Source organism: Bacillus sp. FSL E2-8868, assembly GCF_038005505.1.
Classification (GTDB): Bacteria; Bacillota; Bacilli; order Bacillales; family Bacillaceae_G; genus Bacillus_A; species Bacillus_A mycoides.
On the sequence record NZ_JBBOTI010000002.1, the window covers coordinates 529,427 to 544,085 of the forward strand.

At 32.5% G+C, this 14,659-nt stretch carries 14 protein-coding genes; 2 read left to right on the forward strand and 12 right to left on the reverse strand.

The features are described from left to right. Positions 1-15 precede the first annotated feature (15 nt). A complete protein-coding gene (locus NSS74_RS13720; RefSeq protein WP_061675463.1) occupies positions 16-633 on the reverse strand; it encodes an NUDIX hydrolase N-terminal domain-containing protein in 618 nt (205 codons plus the stop codon). 105 nt (positions 634-738) lie between these two features. After that, on the reverse strand, positions 739-1,815 hold the full coding sequence (cotH, locus tag NSS74_RS13725; RefSeq protein WP_000937998.1) for a spore coat protein CotH: 1,077 nt from the start codon (positions 1,813-1,815) through the stop codon (positions 739-741). Positions 1,816-1,996: 181 nt separating this feature from the next. Between cotH and exsB the strand changes: the two genes are divergently transcribed. Further along, a complete protein-coding gene (gene exsB / locus NSS74_RS13730) occupies positions 1,997-2,593 on the forward strand; it encodes an exosporium protein ExsB (RefSeq protein ID WP_002193076.1) in 597 nt (198 codons plus the stop codon). 46 nt (positions 2,594-2,639) lie between these two features. Here the strand turns inward: exsB and NSS74_RS13735 are convergent, their stop codons facing one another. The 6 genes from NSS74_RS13735 to NSS74_RS13760 form a co-directional block, all read right to left on the reverse strand. Beyond that, positions 2,640-3,251 carry a phosphoserine phosphatase 1 gene (locus NSS74_RS13735; protein WP_002012438.1) on the reverse strand — a complete coding sequence of 204 codons (612 nt, stop codon included), beginning with the start codon at positions 3,249-3,251 and terminating at the stop codon, positions 2,640-2,642. A 19-nt stretch (positions 3,252-3,270) separates the two neighbouring features. Then, positions 3,271-3,816, reverse strand: coding sequence for a short-chain dehydrogenase (locus NSS74_RS13740; protein WP_002012437.1), 546 nt, complete (start codon positions 3,814-3,816; stop codon positions 3,271-3,273). A 12-nt stretch (positions 3,817-3,828) separates the two neighbouring features. Next, positions 3,829-4,245 (reverse strand): FosBx1 family fosfomycin resistance bacillithiol transferase, encoded by a 417-nt coding sequence (gene fosB, locus NSS74_RS13745; protein ID WP_340813806.1) that lies wholly within the window; start codon positions 4,243-4,245, stop codon positions 3,829-3,831. Positions 4,246-4,303: 58 nt separating this feature from the next. Further along, positions 4,304-5,965 carry a peptide ABC transporter substrate-binding protein gene (locus NSS74_RS13750; protein WP_012260774.1) on the reverse strand — a complete coding sequence of 554 codons (1,662 nt, stop codon included), beginning with the start codon at positions 5,963-5,965 and terminating at the stop codon, positions 4,304-4,306. Between the two features lie 71 nt (positions 5,966-6,036). Next, positions 6,037-7,035, reverse strand: coding sequence for a DUF2628 domain-containing protein (locus NSS74_RS13755; protein WP_340813809.1), 999 nt, complete (start codon positions 7,033-7,035; stop codon positions 6,037-6,039). Between the two features lie 165 nt (positions 7,036-7,200). Beyond that, positions 7,201-7,659, reverse strand: coding sequence for a methylated-DNA--[protein]-cysteine S-methyltransferase (locus tag NSS74_RS13760; protein ID WP_002086069.1), 459 nt, complete (start codon positions 7,657-7,659; stop codon positions 7,201-7,203). Between the two features lie 133 nt (positions 7,660-7,792). Here NSS74_RS13760 and namA point away from each other — a divergent pair, with 133 nt between their 5' ends. Then, the gene (gene namA, locus NSS74_RS13765) at positions 7,793-8,830 is read left to right on the forward strand and encodes an NADPH dehydrogenase NamA (protein WP_002141397.1); all 1,038 of its coding nucleotides are present in this window, start codon (positions 7,793-7,795) and stop codon (positions 8,828-8,830) included. Between the two features lie 857 nt (positions 8,831-9,687). On the opposite strand, the gene NSS74_RS13770 is transcribed toward namA, so the two are convergent. The 4 genes from NSS74_RS13770 to NSS74_RS13785 all read right to left on the reverse strand — a co-directional run bounded on the left by NSS74_RS13770 (position 9,688) and on the right by NSS74_RS13785 (position 14,205). Then, positions 9,688-10,710 carry a sensor histidine kinase gene (locus NSS74_RS13770; RefSeq protein ID WP_061675457.1) on the reverse strand — a complete coding sequence of 341 codons (1,023 nt, stop codon included), beginning with the start codon at positions 10,708-10,710 and terminating at the stop codon, positions 9,688-9,690. Continuing rightward, complete coding sequence (locus NSS74_RS13775; protein ID WP_201051939.1) at positions 10,707-11,378, reverse strand: response regulator transcription factor; 672 nt, start codon at positions 11,376-11,378, stop codon at positions 10,707-10,709. The genes NSS74_RS13770 and NSS74_RS13775 overlap by 4 nt, the downstream gene beginning before the upstream one ends. 81 nt (positions 11,379-11,459) lie before the next feature. Then, entirely contained in the window at positions 11,460-13,448 is a 1,989-nt protein-coding gene (locus NSS74_RS13780) for an ABC transporter permease (protein ID WP_340813811.1), read from the reverse strand. Further along, complete coding sequence (locus tag NSS74_RS13785; protein WP_061675454.1) at positions 13,438-14,205, reverse strand: ABC transporter ATP-binding protein; 768 nt, start codon at positions 14,203-14,205, stop codon at positions 13,438-13,440. The genes NSS74_RS13780 and NSS74_RS13785 overlap by 11 nt, the downstream gene beginning before the upstream one ends. Between the last annotated feature and the right edge of the window lie 454 nt (positions 14,206-14,659).

Sequence of the window (14,659 nt, forward strand, 5' to 3'; positions counted from 1 at the left end):
TCGGCATAAGCATTATTAATCTATTAATGTTTCTTTTTGAGGTTCTTTCATGTAGGCAAACATTTCTTTAATTTGCTCTTCTGTATTTCTAGCAATCGATAAATTAGGCAATTCATTCTCACCAAAAAACTCCACATCTTCTGTTTCAATACTAGTTTTCTTTTCGCCACCAATAATCTTACAGCCAATAAAAATTTTATATACATGTGTTGCTGAAGGCGATGGTTGATGTTTTTCTTTATCAAATATAGCGAGTAGCTTAAAATCATCTACTTCATAGCCCGTCTCCTCTAAAACTTCTTTTGCAGCTACTTCTGTTGGCGTATAACCAACATCAGCCCATCCACCTGGCAATGCCCATTTCCTATCACTTTTTTCTTTCACAAATAATAGTTTTTCATTTTGAAAAATAACTGCCCGTATATCAACTTTAGGTGTTTGATAGCCTGTCTCACTTGCAAATAAATTCTCTACTACTTCCCAATCTGTCTTTGTGTAATGTGACATCATCGAGATGGAAATATCCCGTAATTGTTGGAAACGCTCTATATCATACACATCCTTAGAATACGTTAAACCCGCTTGAGCTATAGATTGTATTTGTTTTACCCAATCAATCCACTTGACCGTCATGTTTCCACATCTCCATTCTTTATTAAGTAAATATTACGTCAATTCAATTGATACATCTTTATTATACAAAAAAAGAGATTGATAATGTTCCAATCTCTTTCAAAATTAATCCAATTCATGTAAGTGGTCTTGTATATACTTCCTTCTTTTATTTATATATTCATCAATCATATCAGCTTCTTGATCAAATGTTTCTAATTTTTCTTTCATATATGGATCTTGTAGTAAATATGGACGAATCGATTCACACAAACCTTCTACTTTCGGCATCATAAACGAAACAGTAAATTGTTCTTCTAATATTTCTTCCAAAATACTTCGGTATTGTTTTCTAAATACAGGTATATCTAACAATCTTGCACTTAACGTATTATAACCTTGAATACGAATATATTCATGATTAAGTGGTCTCCCTTGTACATCTCGCCCCCAAGTCGCATCATAATCCCACGGTATCACTTCAAATAAATTTGTCTCATCGTTATGATATAGTGCATAGTTATGAACGAAACCATCAAAGTTTTGCGTAAAAATAACTCCAGCTAACCATCGTAAATATTTATCTACATGTAGAAACTTCCCGATTTCTTTTTCATAATCTTCCCTCGACAAAGTATTCGCTTGAAATACAAATTCACTCAGTTGTTCTTCACTATTTTTATTCGAATATTTAAATTCATAACCCGCAAAGAGCTCTGTCTTAACATCTTTATCTCGCTCACTCATTAACGAAAAATTCGCATCATCATCTATCGCATAATAAATAGAACCACTCGGTAACCCTCTATTTTTCAAAAAGTTTTCATCAACTGATTCTAACTGTAAATACACACCTTGAATTTGACCATTAATTTTTATAAATACATGTTGTGATTTTGGCGAAAGTACACCAATATCATGAAAAAAATCTAAAGATAATTTATTTCGTATGAGAGACGGATCCATAAACTCAGAATTCAAATGAAACTCTTTCGCGCCTTGAAATTTTTTCGGTTTATAAAACATAACATGATAAGACTTTTTCTCAAATTCGCGAATATGAGCCCCTCGGTATACGATATCAATGTCATACTTCTTTTTTCCATAAGTTAATTTTGCTGGCACTGGACTATCTGACCAAATGTCCTTTTTCAATTCCACTAAGTACATTGGATGAACAAAAAAATCATATGAAGGCAGCATGTTTTCTCATCCCTTCTCAGTTCTCTTCATTCAATGTATGCGCCTTGTCTTGTCCATACATCCGCTATCATCTATTTATATAAAATTACACTCTTGTCCTGTTCAGAAAGAAGTCGAATCTCATATCATGTTAAGGAAAAAGAATACCTTTTCAATTTAACACTCGATAAGGAGGATTTCTATGAAACGTGATATTAGAAAAGCTGTTGAAGAAATCAAAAGTGCTGGTATGGAGGATTTCTTACACCAAGATCCAAGTACTTTTGAGTGCGATGATGATAAATTCTCTCATCATAAATGTACAACAGGGTGTAAATGTACAACTGGGCGTAAATGTACAACTGGGCGTAAATGTCCAAGAACAAGATGTACTCGCGTAAAACATTGTACTTTCGTTACAAAATGTACTCATGTTAAAAAATGGACGTTTGTTACGAAATGCACTCGTGTACGTGTTCAAAAATGGACTTTCGTTACAAAAGTGACGCGTAGAAAAGAATGCGTTTTAGTTACAAAACGTACTCGCAGAAAGCATTGTACGTTCGTTACAAAATGCATACGCTTTGAAAAGAAATTTTTCTGGACAAAACGAAGTTTCTGTAAAAAATGCGAATTCTTCCCTCACGGACACGGTAGCTCTTGCGATGATGATTGTGATCATGGTAAAGACTGTCACGATGACGGGCACAAATGGAATGATTGCAGAGACGGACATAAGTTCCCATCTTGCAAAAACAAGAAATTCGATCACTTCTGGTATAAAAAACGTAATTGCTAGTTTTTTATGTCCACCAAAAAAGGTCGCTTTGCGACCTTTTTTACGTTTACTGAAAATGACTTATATCTGCAAATTGTTTTACTTTACCACGGTTTTCATCAAATTCAATCACACTAAGGCTCGCGCTATGCATAAATGGCTCTTCCCATACATGTTCAATTTCAAAACCTGCAAAATGCCCTACGAGTAATTTCGCTGCTGCAGCATGAGTAACTATTAAAATATTTTCTCCTTTATGCTTTTCTAAAAGAAAGTGTATCCCTTCAATTACTCTTTTATGAACGGCCGCAAAGTTTTCCCCTGATGTTGACTGAAAAAGATGTGGTTCATTCCAAAATAAATGTACTTCTTCTGGATATTGCATTTCCAAGTCAGCAATTGTTTGCCCTTCCCATATCCCCATGTTTATTTCATAGAAACGTTCATCTTCTATAATTGGCAGATCGCGTTCCCCTTTAATCAATTCAGCAGTATGAAGCGTTCTTTCGCTTGGACTACTATATATGGCATGGAGTGGTAAATCCTTCATACGCTCCCCTAATTGTTTCGCTTGTATCATACCATTCTCTGTTAATGCTGAATTTTTCCGTCCTTGCATCCGCCCTGCTACATTCCATTCTGTCTCACCGTGCCTTGTTACATATACCGTTGTCTTCATTTCACATGCCCCCTTACCCTTACCATTTTGGCCGCGATTCCCACGGCTCTACTCTCCCTACAATCCATTCTGTGCATTTACTTTCAATTCCTTTTATAACTCCGTCAGCAATCTCTTCATGAGTAAGCCATCTTGCATATGTATCTTCTAAAATAAACCCTAATATAATTCTATAATAACTACATAATGTCCCACCTATTTTTTGTGACTTCGTACGCGATGCACTACTACCTAATATATGAAATAAACTATACTTTTCCGATGACAATTCAACTTCATTACAAATGAGTCGTAATGCATGCTTTGCACTAGAGTGTATCCAGGCAACAACTAATGTTATTGGACCATTTTGTTCAATTGTATTTGTAATAGATTGCTTTACATCATCGTCATTTTGATAATCTAAAGGAAGGCACGTAATATTTCCCGGTACAGAACTCACTTGCTTAACATTTTCCAATTTCGTACTATCTCGTCCAATAATAGAAACATGAAACCCTTGATCACAAAGCCACATAGAAACTTTCTTTAGCATTCCTGTTCCACCAATTACAAGCGCATGCAACTTCTTCCCCCCTTAGTAAAATGTCATATAAGGTTTCTCATCTCTATAATAATTTAGACGGTCTTGTAACGTCCCTGAATGAAACTCAAATTTATGACCATCAGGATCAACAAAATATATAGACTCACAATCTCTCACATCACGCTCTCTTCCTTGTAAAATATGAACATTATTTTCTTCTAACCGATGTAACAGGCGTTCAAAATCTTTTTGTTCAACAGAAAATGCGAGGTGCGTATAAGATTGATGAATCTCCTTTCTCGGAATATGTGTTTCTTCATTAAGCGCTATCCATACTCCACATATATTAAAATATGCAAGTTTTCTCCCCTTGACTAATAATTCTCCTTCCAATACTTTCTCGTAAAATGTAATAGAGTTTTCTAAATTGGACACTGAAAAACAAAGATGATTGATTCCCTTTAACAACTCTAATTCCTCCTATACAAATAAAAGATGAGCGAAAATTCACTCATCTTTTATTGTACTATTTCTTTGTAATATATGCCCATTTATAACTGAAGTCTCCACCAAACGTATGGTTAGCGATACCTTTTACATATGTCTTCTCTAAATAAGCCGTACTTTGCTGATACGTAGGAGAGATTGCAGCATCTTGACCAATTAAGATTTTTTCAGCTTCCGCAAGTGCTTTCCAGCGTGCTGCATCATCTTTTAATAACTCTCCTTTTGATTTTGCTACTAAATCATCGTACTTCGGATTTGAATAATCCATTTCATTAAATGAGCTTCCAGTAACGAACATATCAATATATGTCATTGGGTCTGGATAATCTGGACTCCATGCAGATAATGAGAATTCATATTCAAATTTCTTTTCTAAATCTAACTTCTGCTTATATGGTTGTTGCTTCAGATTCACTTTAATACCAGGTAAGTTTTTCTCTAATTCTTCTTTAATAAAGTCGCCCACTTTTTTACGACTACCGTTATCATCATTTAGTAATTCTACTGTAATTGTATCTTGACCAAGTTCTTTCTTCGCTTCTTCCCACAGTTTTTTTGCTTTCGCAGCATTATCTTTACTGTCACGGAAATTTTTATTTACAGTACGGAAGTCTTTTCCATCTGGTCCTGTCGTAAACTTTTCAGGTACTAAGAAATACGCCGGCAATGATCCATCATTCAAAATTACATCCGCAATTCCTTTTTTATCGTACGCTAAATCAATCGCCTCACGAACCTTTTGATTTTTAAACGTTGCATTTTTTTGATTAAAACGTAGGAAATACATACGTGGGTCTAGCTTCGTTTTAAATTCATCTGGTTTATTCTTTTTATATTTGTCTACAAACTCAGAACTTAAAATGACACGATCTGCTTGATCACTATCATATAAATTTACCCCAGTACTTGTCTCTTTTACTATACCCACATTAATTTCTTGTAATTTTACAGCATCTTTATCCCAATAATTTGGGTTTTTCTTTAACTGGTAACTTTGTTCATGTTTCCATTCACTCATTGTAAATGGTCCATTGTACAATAATTTATCTGCTTCTAATCCGTATTTATCCCCTTGTCCTTTTACATACTTTTCATTTAATGGGAAGAATGTAGGGAACGAAGTAAGCTCAAGGAAATAAGGTGCTGGTTGCTCTAATTCTACTACCAACGTTTTATCATCCTTCGCTTTAACACCTAATTGATCCGACGGTACTTCTCCTTTATTTACTTTCTGTGCATTTTTCACATCAAATAAAATAAATGCATATTCTGCTGCTATTGCTTTATCTAATGTACGTTGCCATGCATATACAAAATCTTGTGCTCGAACTGGATCACCATTTGACCATTTTGCATCACGTAATTCAAATGTATATGTCTTTTTATCTTCACTAATCTTCACGTCTTTGGCCATACCTGGAGTTGGTTTATTGTCTTTATCTAGACGATATAATCCTTCCATTGCATTTACAAATACACGGAAAGATACAGAATCTGTTGATTTAGATGTATCCATTGAAGGAATTTCAGCTGTTTCTAGTAAGTTTAATACTTGCTTATCCGCTACTCCCTTACCTGCTTCTTTCTTCGTTGTAGATGCCTTCTCCCCATTTCCGCAACCTGCAACCAATACACTAGCCGATAATGCAACTGCAGCAATCGTTGTTACCTTTCTCTTCATTCTTCCTTCCCCCAATCTATATGTATAAGTTAAAACTTGTATAATATATTTTATTATACAAAAAATTCTGATTATTTTAAATATTTATTTTCATAAAAAGAAAAAAAGCGGTCAGAAATTGCTTTCCCTCCGCTTTGTTGAATATCATTTACTTGTAAGCCATCCTCTATATCAAATGGATTTTGAACTTTAAATATTTCCTCCATTATCTTCAAAAACTCTTCTTCATTTTTAGATTCACCGTTAATCGTAAGTGAATATGGTTCCACTTCTCCCAATTTATAATCAACAATAAATTGAATTCTCACCTTTTTCCTTGGCATCTCAGGACTCTCCCCCTGAAATTCTACTAATTCTAATCCTTCCGTTCCCCGATAGTATATCCATCCTGAATTTTGAAAATAATTTTCGAACGATTCACCAATTGAAAAGACTGGATATTCATAAAGCGAGCTTGTACGAACTTTTTGAATAATATCCCGATCAGTTGGGAAAAAGAAATGACTAAACAAAATACTAGTAACTGCTAAAATAGTAACGATTGTTGCTCCCATTTTACTCGTTCCACCACTATCACGGATGAGATAATTTTCAACCGATTCATCTTTAATTCCCCGTGCTTTTATTCGATATATACGCCTTTCTGCAAATTGATAAAATAATCCATTTGCAAAAATCCCCATCCCAAATAGAATGAAAACGAGTAATAAAAACGTGAGAGGCACCATATTAATAATTGGCAATGCTACGTTGAACCCCATATAATAAGAAAATGCATCACATGCTACTAATAACAGTATAAATAAAGCAGCAGGTACGTAATACTTACGATATCCAAGCCAACCTACATTAAAAATAGCAGCCAGACCATTCCAGCTCCACCTAGCAATTCGCTTATTCTCAAGCTCCCATTTTCTTTTGTAATATGGATATTGTCTCCCTACATATACTTCTAATTCTTTGTCTATTAGCGAGCTTTCTTCACCTTGTTCATTATGCAAGTTTCGTTGACAATTTGCACAATTCAGCTGATCATTAATACAAGGTCGCCCACAATTTATACATTTCAAAACAATCCCTCTTTCCATCCATACTTCATTGTGAACTACCCACCACTTAGTATCTCTTACGAGCTTACCCCGAAGTGGGGGCTTCTCGGTTCATCGTTACTTTTGATAGCTAACGAATTTGTCTTAGGACAGCCGAGCTAACTCCCTCGTTCCAAAGGTTGTTTCTTACGATTTATTTAAAATACCTTCATGTTTCAATAACCACTCTTTCCTCCATAAACCACCCGCATACCCAACAAGTTTTCCACTCTTTCCTATTACACGATGGCATGGAACGATAATTGAAATTGGATTCCGGCTATTTGCCCCTCCTATCGCTCGTACAGCTTTCGTATTCCCAACCTTCTCCGCAATATCTAAATATGAAGCACTTACGCCATACGGAACAGTGTAAAGTGCATCCCATACATTCTTTTGGAATGGTGTTCCTTCAGCAGACAATGGAACTGTAAACTCTTTTCTTTTTCCTTCAAAGTATTCATCTAATTCATTTATACATTGTTCAACAAGTTCATTTTTATGTTCTTCTTTTCTATCTTCAACAAATATAACAGACGTAATTCCTTCTTCGTTCGCTGTAATTTCTAACAAACCTAATTCACTATCATAATAAGCCTGGTACATATGTCATCCTCCAATTCATTACATATTATTTATTGTAACACGAATAGACGAAATTTTTCGTATAAGCGTTTTATTAGGGAAACAAAAAAGAGGATGATACAATGTAAGAAAATTCAATCAAGGGGGATATTTAATGGAGTTTCAACTCTTTTCACCTTATACAATTAAGGACGTTACGCTAAAAAACCGTATCATTATGTCACCTATGTGCATGTATTCATCAGAAAATGAGGATGGCCAAGTAACTAATTTTCATCTCGTCCATTATGGAACCAGGGCTGCTGGCCAAGTAGGTTTAGTTATGATTGAAGCAACAGCTGTGTTACCTGAAGGACGAATTTCTAGCAAAGACTTAGGCATTTGGGATGACACTCTAATTGAAGGCTTACATAAAACGACAACATTTATACATAATAACGGTGCAAAAGCAGCCATTCAACTCGCTCACGCCGGAAGAAAGGCTGAATTAGAAACAGATGCTTTCGCTCCCTCAGCAATTCCGTTTAACGATAGAATGAAAATACCAGTAGAAATGAATAAAAAGCAAATTAAAGAAACTGTTTCTGCTTTTCAAAAAGCAGCTTTACGCTCTAAACGAGCGGGGGTTGACGTTATTGAATTACATGGTGCTCACGGTTATCTTATTAATGAATTTCTTTCTCCGCTTTCCAATAAGCGGACTGATGAATACGGGGGATCACCTGAAAATCGCTATCGTTTCTTACGCGAAATCATCGATGCTGTAAATGAAGTTTGGAACGGACCGTTATTTGTTCGTATTTCAGCAAATGATTATCATCCTGACGGGTTAACGGTTCAAGATTATGTGCAGTATACAGGATGGATGAAAGAACAAGGGGTAGATTTAATCGATTGTAGTTCTGGTGCTGTTGTACCCGCACATATTGATGTGTATCCTGGTTACCAAGTACAATATGCTAAACATATTAAGGAGCATGTTGACATCGCGACTGGTACGGTAGGATTAATTACAACCGGATCACAAGCAGAGCAAATTTTAAATAATAACGAAGCAGATTTAATTTTTATCGGACGCGAGTTACTTCGTAATCCATACTTCCCAAGAATAGCTGCCAATGAACTTGGCTTTGAATTACAAGAACCATATCAGTACCGACGAGCACCTGGAAACATTAAAACTAATAAATAAAACCGAGAAGAATATGTAATACTGAATCTAAAATAATTAAAGATATATAAGATATACTACACGACAACACATGTTGTTTAACAATGTAGTTTTAAGGTGTATCAACACTTTGCTCTTTGCTTGATACACCTATTTTTTATGTTTTTTATCACCCATTTATCACTACATTCAAAATCTTTATTACCACTTTTATTACTACATTCATTAAGTCAACAAATATGTTATATCCTTTCTTTTAAAACTGCCCTCTTTACTTTAAGTACAATACTTCACAATTTTTTCACCTAAATAAATTCAATCTCTTAAAAGTGTTATCCATGTAAAAAGATGCCACCTTATTAAAGAAAAGCGCTTTATAGTGGAATAATAAAATAGAGAAATAGAAACAACTTAGGTTATTTCCCTTCAAGTAACGCAACCGTTGTAGCTTAGAAATAAAGTTTGATTAAATTAGACCTTAAAAAATTGAAATTAATACATAATAAAACAACACTTGAAATTATTCATACTTGCTTTAATTGTAATATACGTTCGGACACAATTTAGACACAAAATATCCGATTCCTTGTACGCTAAGGGATCGGGATATTTATTTTACTGTTTTATATAGTTTACAATTTCTCGCTTACGAGGTCTGTGTAGCAACCGAACCAAATCTTACGTTAAGTATTAGTGGACATCAAAAATAGTAATGACTAATCCAGATTAACATCCATCCGATTCACAATTAAATATACCAATATGTTAAACGGCTAAATAATACAAACGGTATGAAGAGAATTTCTACTCTTTTCATACCGTTCTAAATTTGTTTATAAGTTTCATACGAAATTCGTGGAAAGATGGCAGCATCTCTTTTATAAATAAGGCTCAAAAGTTACCATACCTGATAAAGGAAATATTAATGTAACTCTAGTTCCTTTATTCACTTCAGATTCAATGCCAATTTTCAATCCTAATTTTGAACACAGTTTTTCGCATAGATACAAGCCCATTCCTGTACTTTTGCTAAATCTCCTTCCATTCTCTCCAGTAAATCCTTTTTCAAAAACTCTATTTATATCTTTAGTTATTATCCCTACTCCATTATCCTCTATAGTTAGTATTACTGAGTTAGCTTTCTTAATTGAGTATATACGTATCATTTGTTCTTTGTTATTTGAGTACTTTATAGAATTTCCTATTATTTGATTAATAATAAATTCAATCCATTTTCCATCACTATATACGATTTCATCAATATCCTGTATGTCTAATTTTATTCTCTTATGAATAAAATCCCTATAGTTTCTTTTAATTACATTCCTTACTACATTATCAAGGTTGATTGGCTTTATAATATAGTCTTTATTAACGTTATTGCTTCGAGAATAATACAGAACCTGTTCTACAAACCCCTCGATTCGATCCATTTGAGAGTCAATTTTATTAGTTACTTCATTTTGATTATTTTCAATTATTAGCTTTGTAGAAGCTATCGGTGTCTTAATTTCATGCACCCATGTCTCTATATATTCTCTGTAATCTATTTGCATATCTCTATAATATTTTACATTTTCATGCATATCTCTACTTATTTCTTTCAGTATAGCGTTAAGCTTTTCCCCATGTATAAAGTTTGCTTCCTTTACTACCTCTGGAAGTAGGTATTTTTTCTCCAAGTTTTCTAATATACCATTAATCTCATTATAATAATTTTTACATTTTATAAATTCTATAGCCATATATGAAATCAATGGAAAAAACCAAATACAAAAGACAAAGAATATTATAATGAACTGAACATTCGCAGTCAGCAATATACCTGCTAGTATAATAAATACCAGTACATTAGATAGTATTACTACCATTTTATCTTTAAAAAATTCACCTATATTCATGGCATTATATACCCTAACCTTCTTCTTGTTGCAATTGGATTTTCTATACCTATCTCTTCAAGCTTTTTTCTTAATCTATTTATATTAACAGTTAAAGTGCTATCATCCACAAAATAATCAGATTTCCATAAGGTTTCCATGAGTGAATCTCTTTTTACAATATTACCGCGATTATTTATTAAGCATGAGAGTATCTTAACTTCATTTTTAGTTAACTCTACAGACTTGTCTTGATAAGTAACTGTTGCATTTGAAAGATTTAAATTAAAATCTCTATAAATTAAGATATTATTCGTCTTTAAATCTCCAGATGTTCTTCTTAAAATGTTTGTTACTCTTGCTAATAGTATTTCTGTATTATAAGGCTTTGTTATAAAATCATCTGCTCCTAAATTCATACTTATTAGTTCATCTACATCACTATCTCTGCTTGTAACCATGATGATTGGAACATCTGAAGTTTTACGTATTTCTCTGCATATATAATAGCCATCGAACACAGGAAGATTTATGTCTAGTAATATAAGGTCTGCATTCTCACTTTCTATATATTCGATAATATGATTAAAATCTGTGGGAGCCTTTACTTCATATCCATACTTTATAAAAAAATTTTGTAATTCTTCTCTGATGGTTTCATCATCTTCAATAAGAATGATTTTTTTCATGACTTTTCCCTCCCTATACAGAATATAAGGCTATTACATCTTGAGAAACAAGGTGTAATAGCCCTAATAAGCATTATAAAATCAAGTATTACTTTTTACAATATTTTTATACCCGACATATGTCGTGTATAAATATACTACATAAACTACAAGAAATACTAAGCCAGTCATCAATGCTGGTAAAGTAATATCTATTTCTTGAAACGCGTTAATAAAATCATTGACTACATAAATTCCAACTACAGAATGAATTAGGGCAAGAATAACTGGAAGACTAAAGTATACGAAAGTTTGAATAAAAATTGTTTTGTCGATCATTGTTCCGTTTGAACCAATTCTCTTCAAAGATTTATATCGATCTATGCTATCACTGGCTTCCGATAATTGTTGAAGAGCTAATACAGCCATACTCGTTATTAAAAATACAATACCTATATATATCCCAATAAACAGTATGATAGTTTTCAATCCCTTACTTTCTGCACAAACTTCATCCTTTGATTTGCCTGCTATACGATTAATATTTAATTTCGGTCCATTTTCGTCATAAAAGCCCCGTGCAACGTTATCATATTTTTTATTATATTCTTCTCTATTTCCACCTAAATAATTCACATTAAGTACGGATGCAATAATTTTGTAGTCTGATAAAAACTCATCATTTATAACGATTGTGAAGAAATCAAATTGTTCATCAGAAGTGTAAAGATTCTCTTGCATAATTTTAGCGTTTTTCACCAGATATTCTTTTTCTTTAATATTCACCTTATTGCTATTTTTTAATCTTTCATTTATCGAATTAAACAACCGCTTATTATTTGATAAAAGTAAAACTTCATTGTTATTTAAAGTGATTACCTTTTCACCTTTAAGATTTAAAATTTTATTATAATCAGATACTTTAATGAAATTCATACCGCTTTTCTTATAATCTTTACGTACTTCTGGTACTAAGTCCCCCACAGACATCTCTGTTGGATATACATTATAAGATACATATTTTTCGTCTTTACTTATTTTAAAATTAACTTTATTTAATACGTCTTCTATAGTGTAACTTTCATCCTTATTCTCCAATTTAATACTGGCATCAAATGGTGTTGTTTCTTTCATTCTTGCGTCCATAATTCTGTTAAAGCTTATTCCTGTAGATAAAGCCACCATTGTAAGGCATAACATTAAACAGATTAAAGACATGGATATAAAATTTGTATTAACCTTACTATTTATTTGTTTGATGATAAATATATTTAACCCTTTAAAATAAACTTTTTTATTCTTCTTTACAACATATAATATAAATCCAGATAAACTAAAGAAAAACAGAAATGTACCTAATATGCCAAGAATGATTGATACCATGAGCATAGGATTTTTAAAATTCAATCCGATTTTTAGTACAGTCACATATGCATATCCAAGTGACGCTACACACATAATAAATGTGATTACATAGATAAGAGGATTTATAAATTTTACATCTTCGTTTTTTCTACCTGCTGTTAACATATCAATTATTTTGTATTTAGAAACAACATATACATTAAATAACATAACAAGCAAAAACATGATTCCAAAGTATAATACGCTTTTACCTATAGCACCTGTTGAAATTGTAAATTTATATTTATTGATGGACAATTCAAATAACTTTAATGCAAATGTAGATAATCCCTGAGATACTCCAATACCTATTATAAGCCCACTCACTAAAGATATAACACCAACTAGAATTGTCTCTGTTACTAATATTCTAGATATGTTTCTTCTTCCCATACCTAAAGTCATGTATATTCCTAATTCTTTTTTACGTTTTTTGATTAAGAAATTATTTGCATACAATATTAAACCACCTAATATTACCGATACAAATACTGACACATTTGAGATAACACTCATTATTGCAGACACATACTTTCGATCTGAAGCGTTAATTTCCATAAGTGCCTTTTGTGATTCTATTGAGTTAAAGCTATAAAATATACAAACAGCCAGTGTTAGTGTTAAGAAATATATTGCATAATCTTTAAGACTTTTCTTTACATTCCCAATAGCAATCTTAGAGTACATTATTATCGTCACCTCCAAGAAGGGTTATAACTTCGATAATTTTAGTAAAGAATTCTTTTCTGGAATCATTCCCTCTTACCAACTCGATAAATATTTTTCCATCTTTAATAAAAAGAATTCTACGAGCATAGCTTGCTGTAAATGCATCATGAGTAACCATAAGTATTGTAGCTTTTAAATCCTTATTTAGACTTTCAAATCTTTCGAGTAATAATCTAGCTGATTTAGAATCTAACGATCCTGTTGGTTCATCTGCAAGTACTAAAGATGGATCTGTTACGATAGCTCTTGCCGAAGCAACCCTTTGTTTTTGTCCGCCTGACATTTGATAAGGGTATTTGCTTAATACTTGTTCAATGTCTAAATATTTTGCAACTGCTTGTATTTTCCCATCAATTTTTGAACTTTTCTCACCTTTTATTGTTAACGCTAGAGCAATATTTTCATAAGCAGTAAGGGTATCTAATAAATTAAAGTCTTGAAATATAAACCCTAATTCATTTTGTCTAAACTTATCTAGTGACTTTGATTTTAACCGAGTAATGTCACTATTATTTATTATTATTTTTCCCGTAGTAACATTATCAATAGTTGATATACAGTTAAGTAATGTAGTTTTGCCACTTCCTGAAGGCCCCATTATCCCAACAAATTCTCCCTCATCTACCTTAAAACTAATATTATCTATAGCCTTTGTTACATTATCTTTATTACCATAATATTTTTCGATTTTTTCTACACTTAATATATTTCGCATTAATACTTCTCCTTTTTCATTATAAAAATTCTTTAACTCCCATTCATTTATGTAATTCATTTTATATAATTTCATTTATAGTATCGATGGAATTACATTTCATTAACATTACATTTTTGTTATATTGAGCGATACCTCTACATATAAGTTACCAGAAATCGCGATGGTATAAGTAAGGATTATTCGATGCCTTACCAAAGAGGCAGATAAATGTAGGGGTATCGGTTCTGGTGCAAAAACGATAATACTTATGTAATTATAGGTAATAAAAAACTCTAAATTTTCTATGTTACATAGAAAATCTAGAGTTTTCATTCCAAATATTGATTAAACATACTTTATCTACGTTTTACAACCATATTAGAGAAAGAACTTTACTAATAATAAAATATCATTAATTTTCTCCAAAAAAAACATTTTAGATCAAAGGACCAATTATCCATTTCTAATCTAA

Coding starts and splice junctions, on each gene's coding strand:
- NSS74_RS13720 (WP_061675463.1), bottom strand. CDS start 633: ATGACGGTCAAGTGGATTGATTGGGTAAAACAAATACAATCTATAGCT.
- cotH (WP_000937998.1), bottom strand. CDS start 1,815: ATGCTGCCTTCATATGATTTTTTTGTTCATCCAATGTACTTAGTGGAA.
- exsB (WP_002193076.1), top strand. CDS start 1,997: ATGAAACGTGATATTAGAAAAGCTGTTGAAGAAATCAAAAGTGCTGGT.
- NSS74_RS13735 (WP_002012438.1), bottom strand. CDS start 3,251: ATGAAGACAACGGTATATGTAACAAGGCACGGTGAGACAGAATGGAAT.
- NSS74_RS13750 (WP_012260774.1), bottom strand. CDS start 5,965: ATGAAGAGAAAGGTAACAACGATTGCTGCAGTTGCATTATCGGCTAGT.
- NSS74_RS13760 (WP_002086069.1), bottom strand. CDS start 7,659: ATGTACCAGGCTTATTATGATAGTGAATTAGGTTTGTTAGAAATTACA.
- namA (WP_002141397.1), top strand. CDS start 7,793: ATGGAGTTTCAACTCTTTTCACCTTATACAATTAAGGACGTTACGCTA.
- NSS74_RS13770 (WP_061675457.1), bottom strand. CDS start 10,710: ATGAATATAGGTGAATTTTTTAAAGATAAAATGGTAGTAATACTATCT.
- NSS74_RS13775 (WP_201051939.1), bottom strand. CDS start 11,378: ATGAAAAAAATCATTCTTATTGAAGATGATGAAACCATCAGAGAAGAA.
- NSS74_RS13780 (WP_340813811.1), bottom strand. CDS start 13,448: ATGTACTCTAAGATTGCTATTGGGAATGTAAAGAAAAGTCTTAAAGAT.
- NSS74_RS13785 (WP_061675454.1), bottom strand. CDS start 14,205: ATGCGAAATATATTAAGTGTAGAAAAAATCGAAAAATATTATGGTAAT.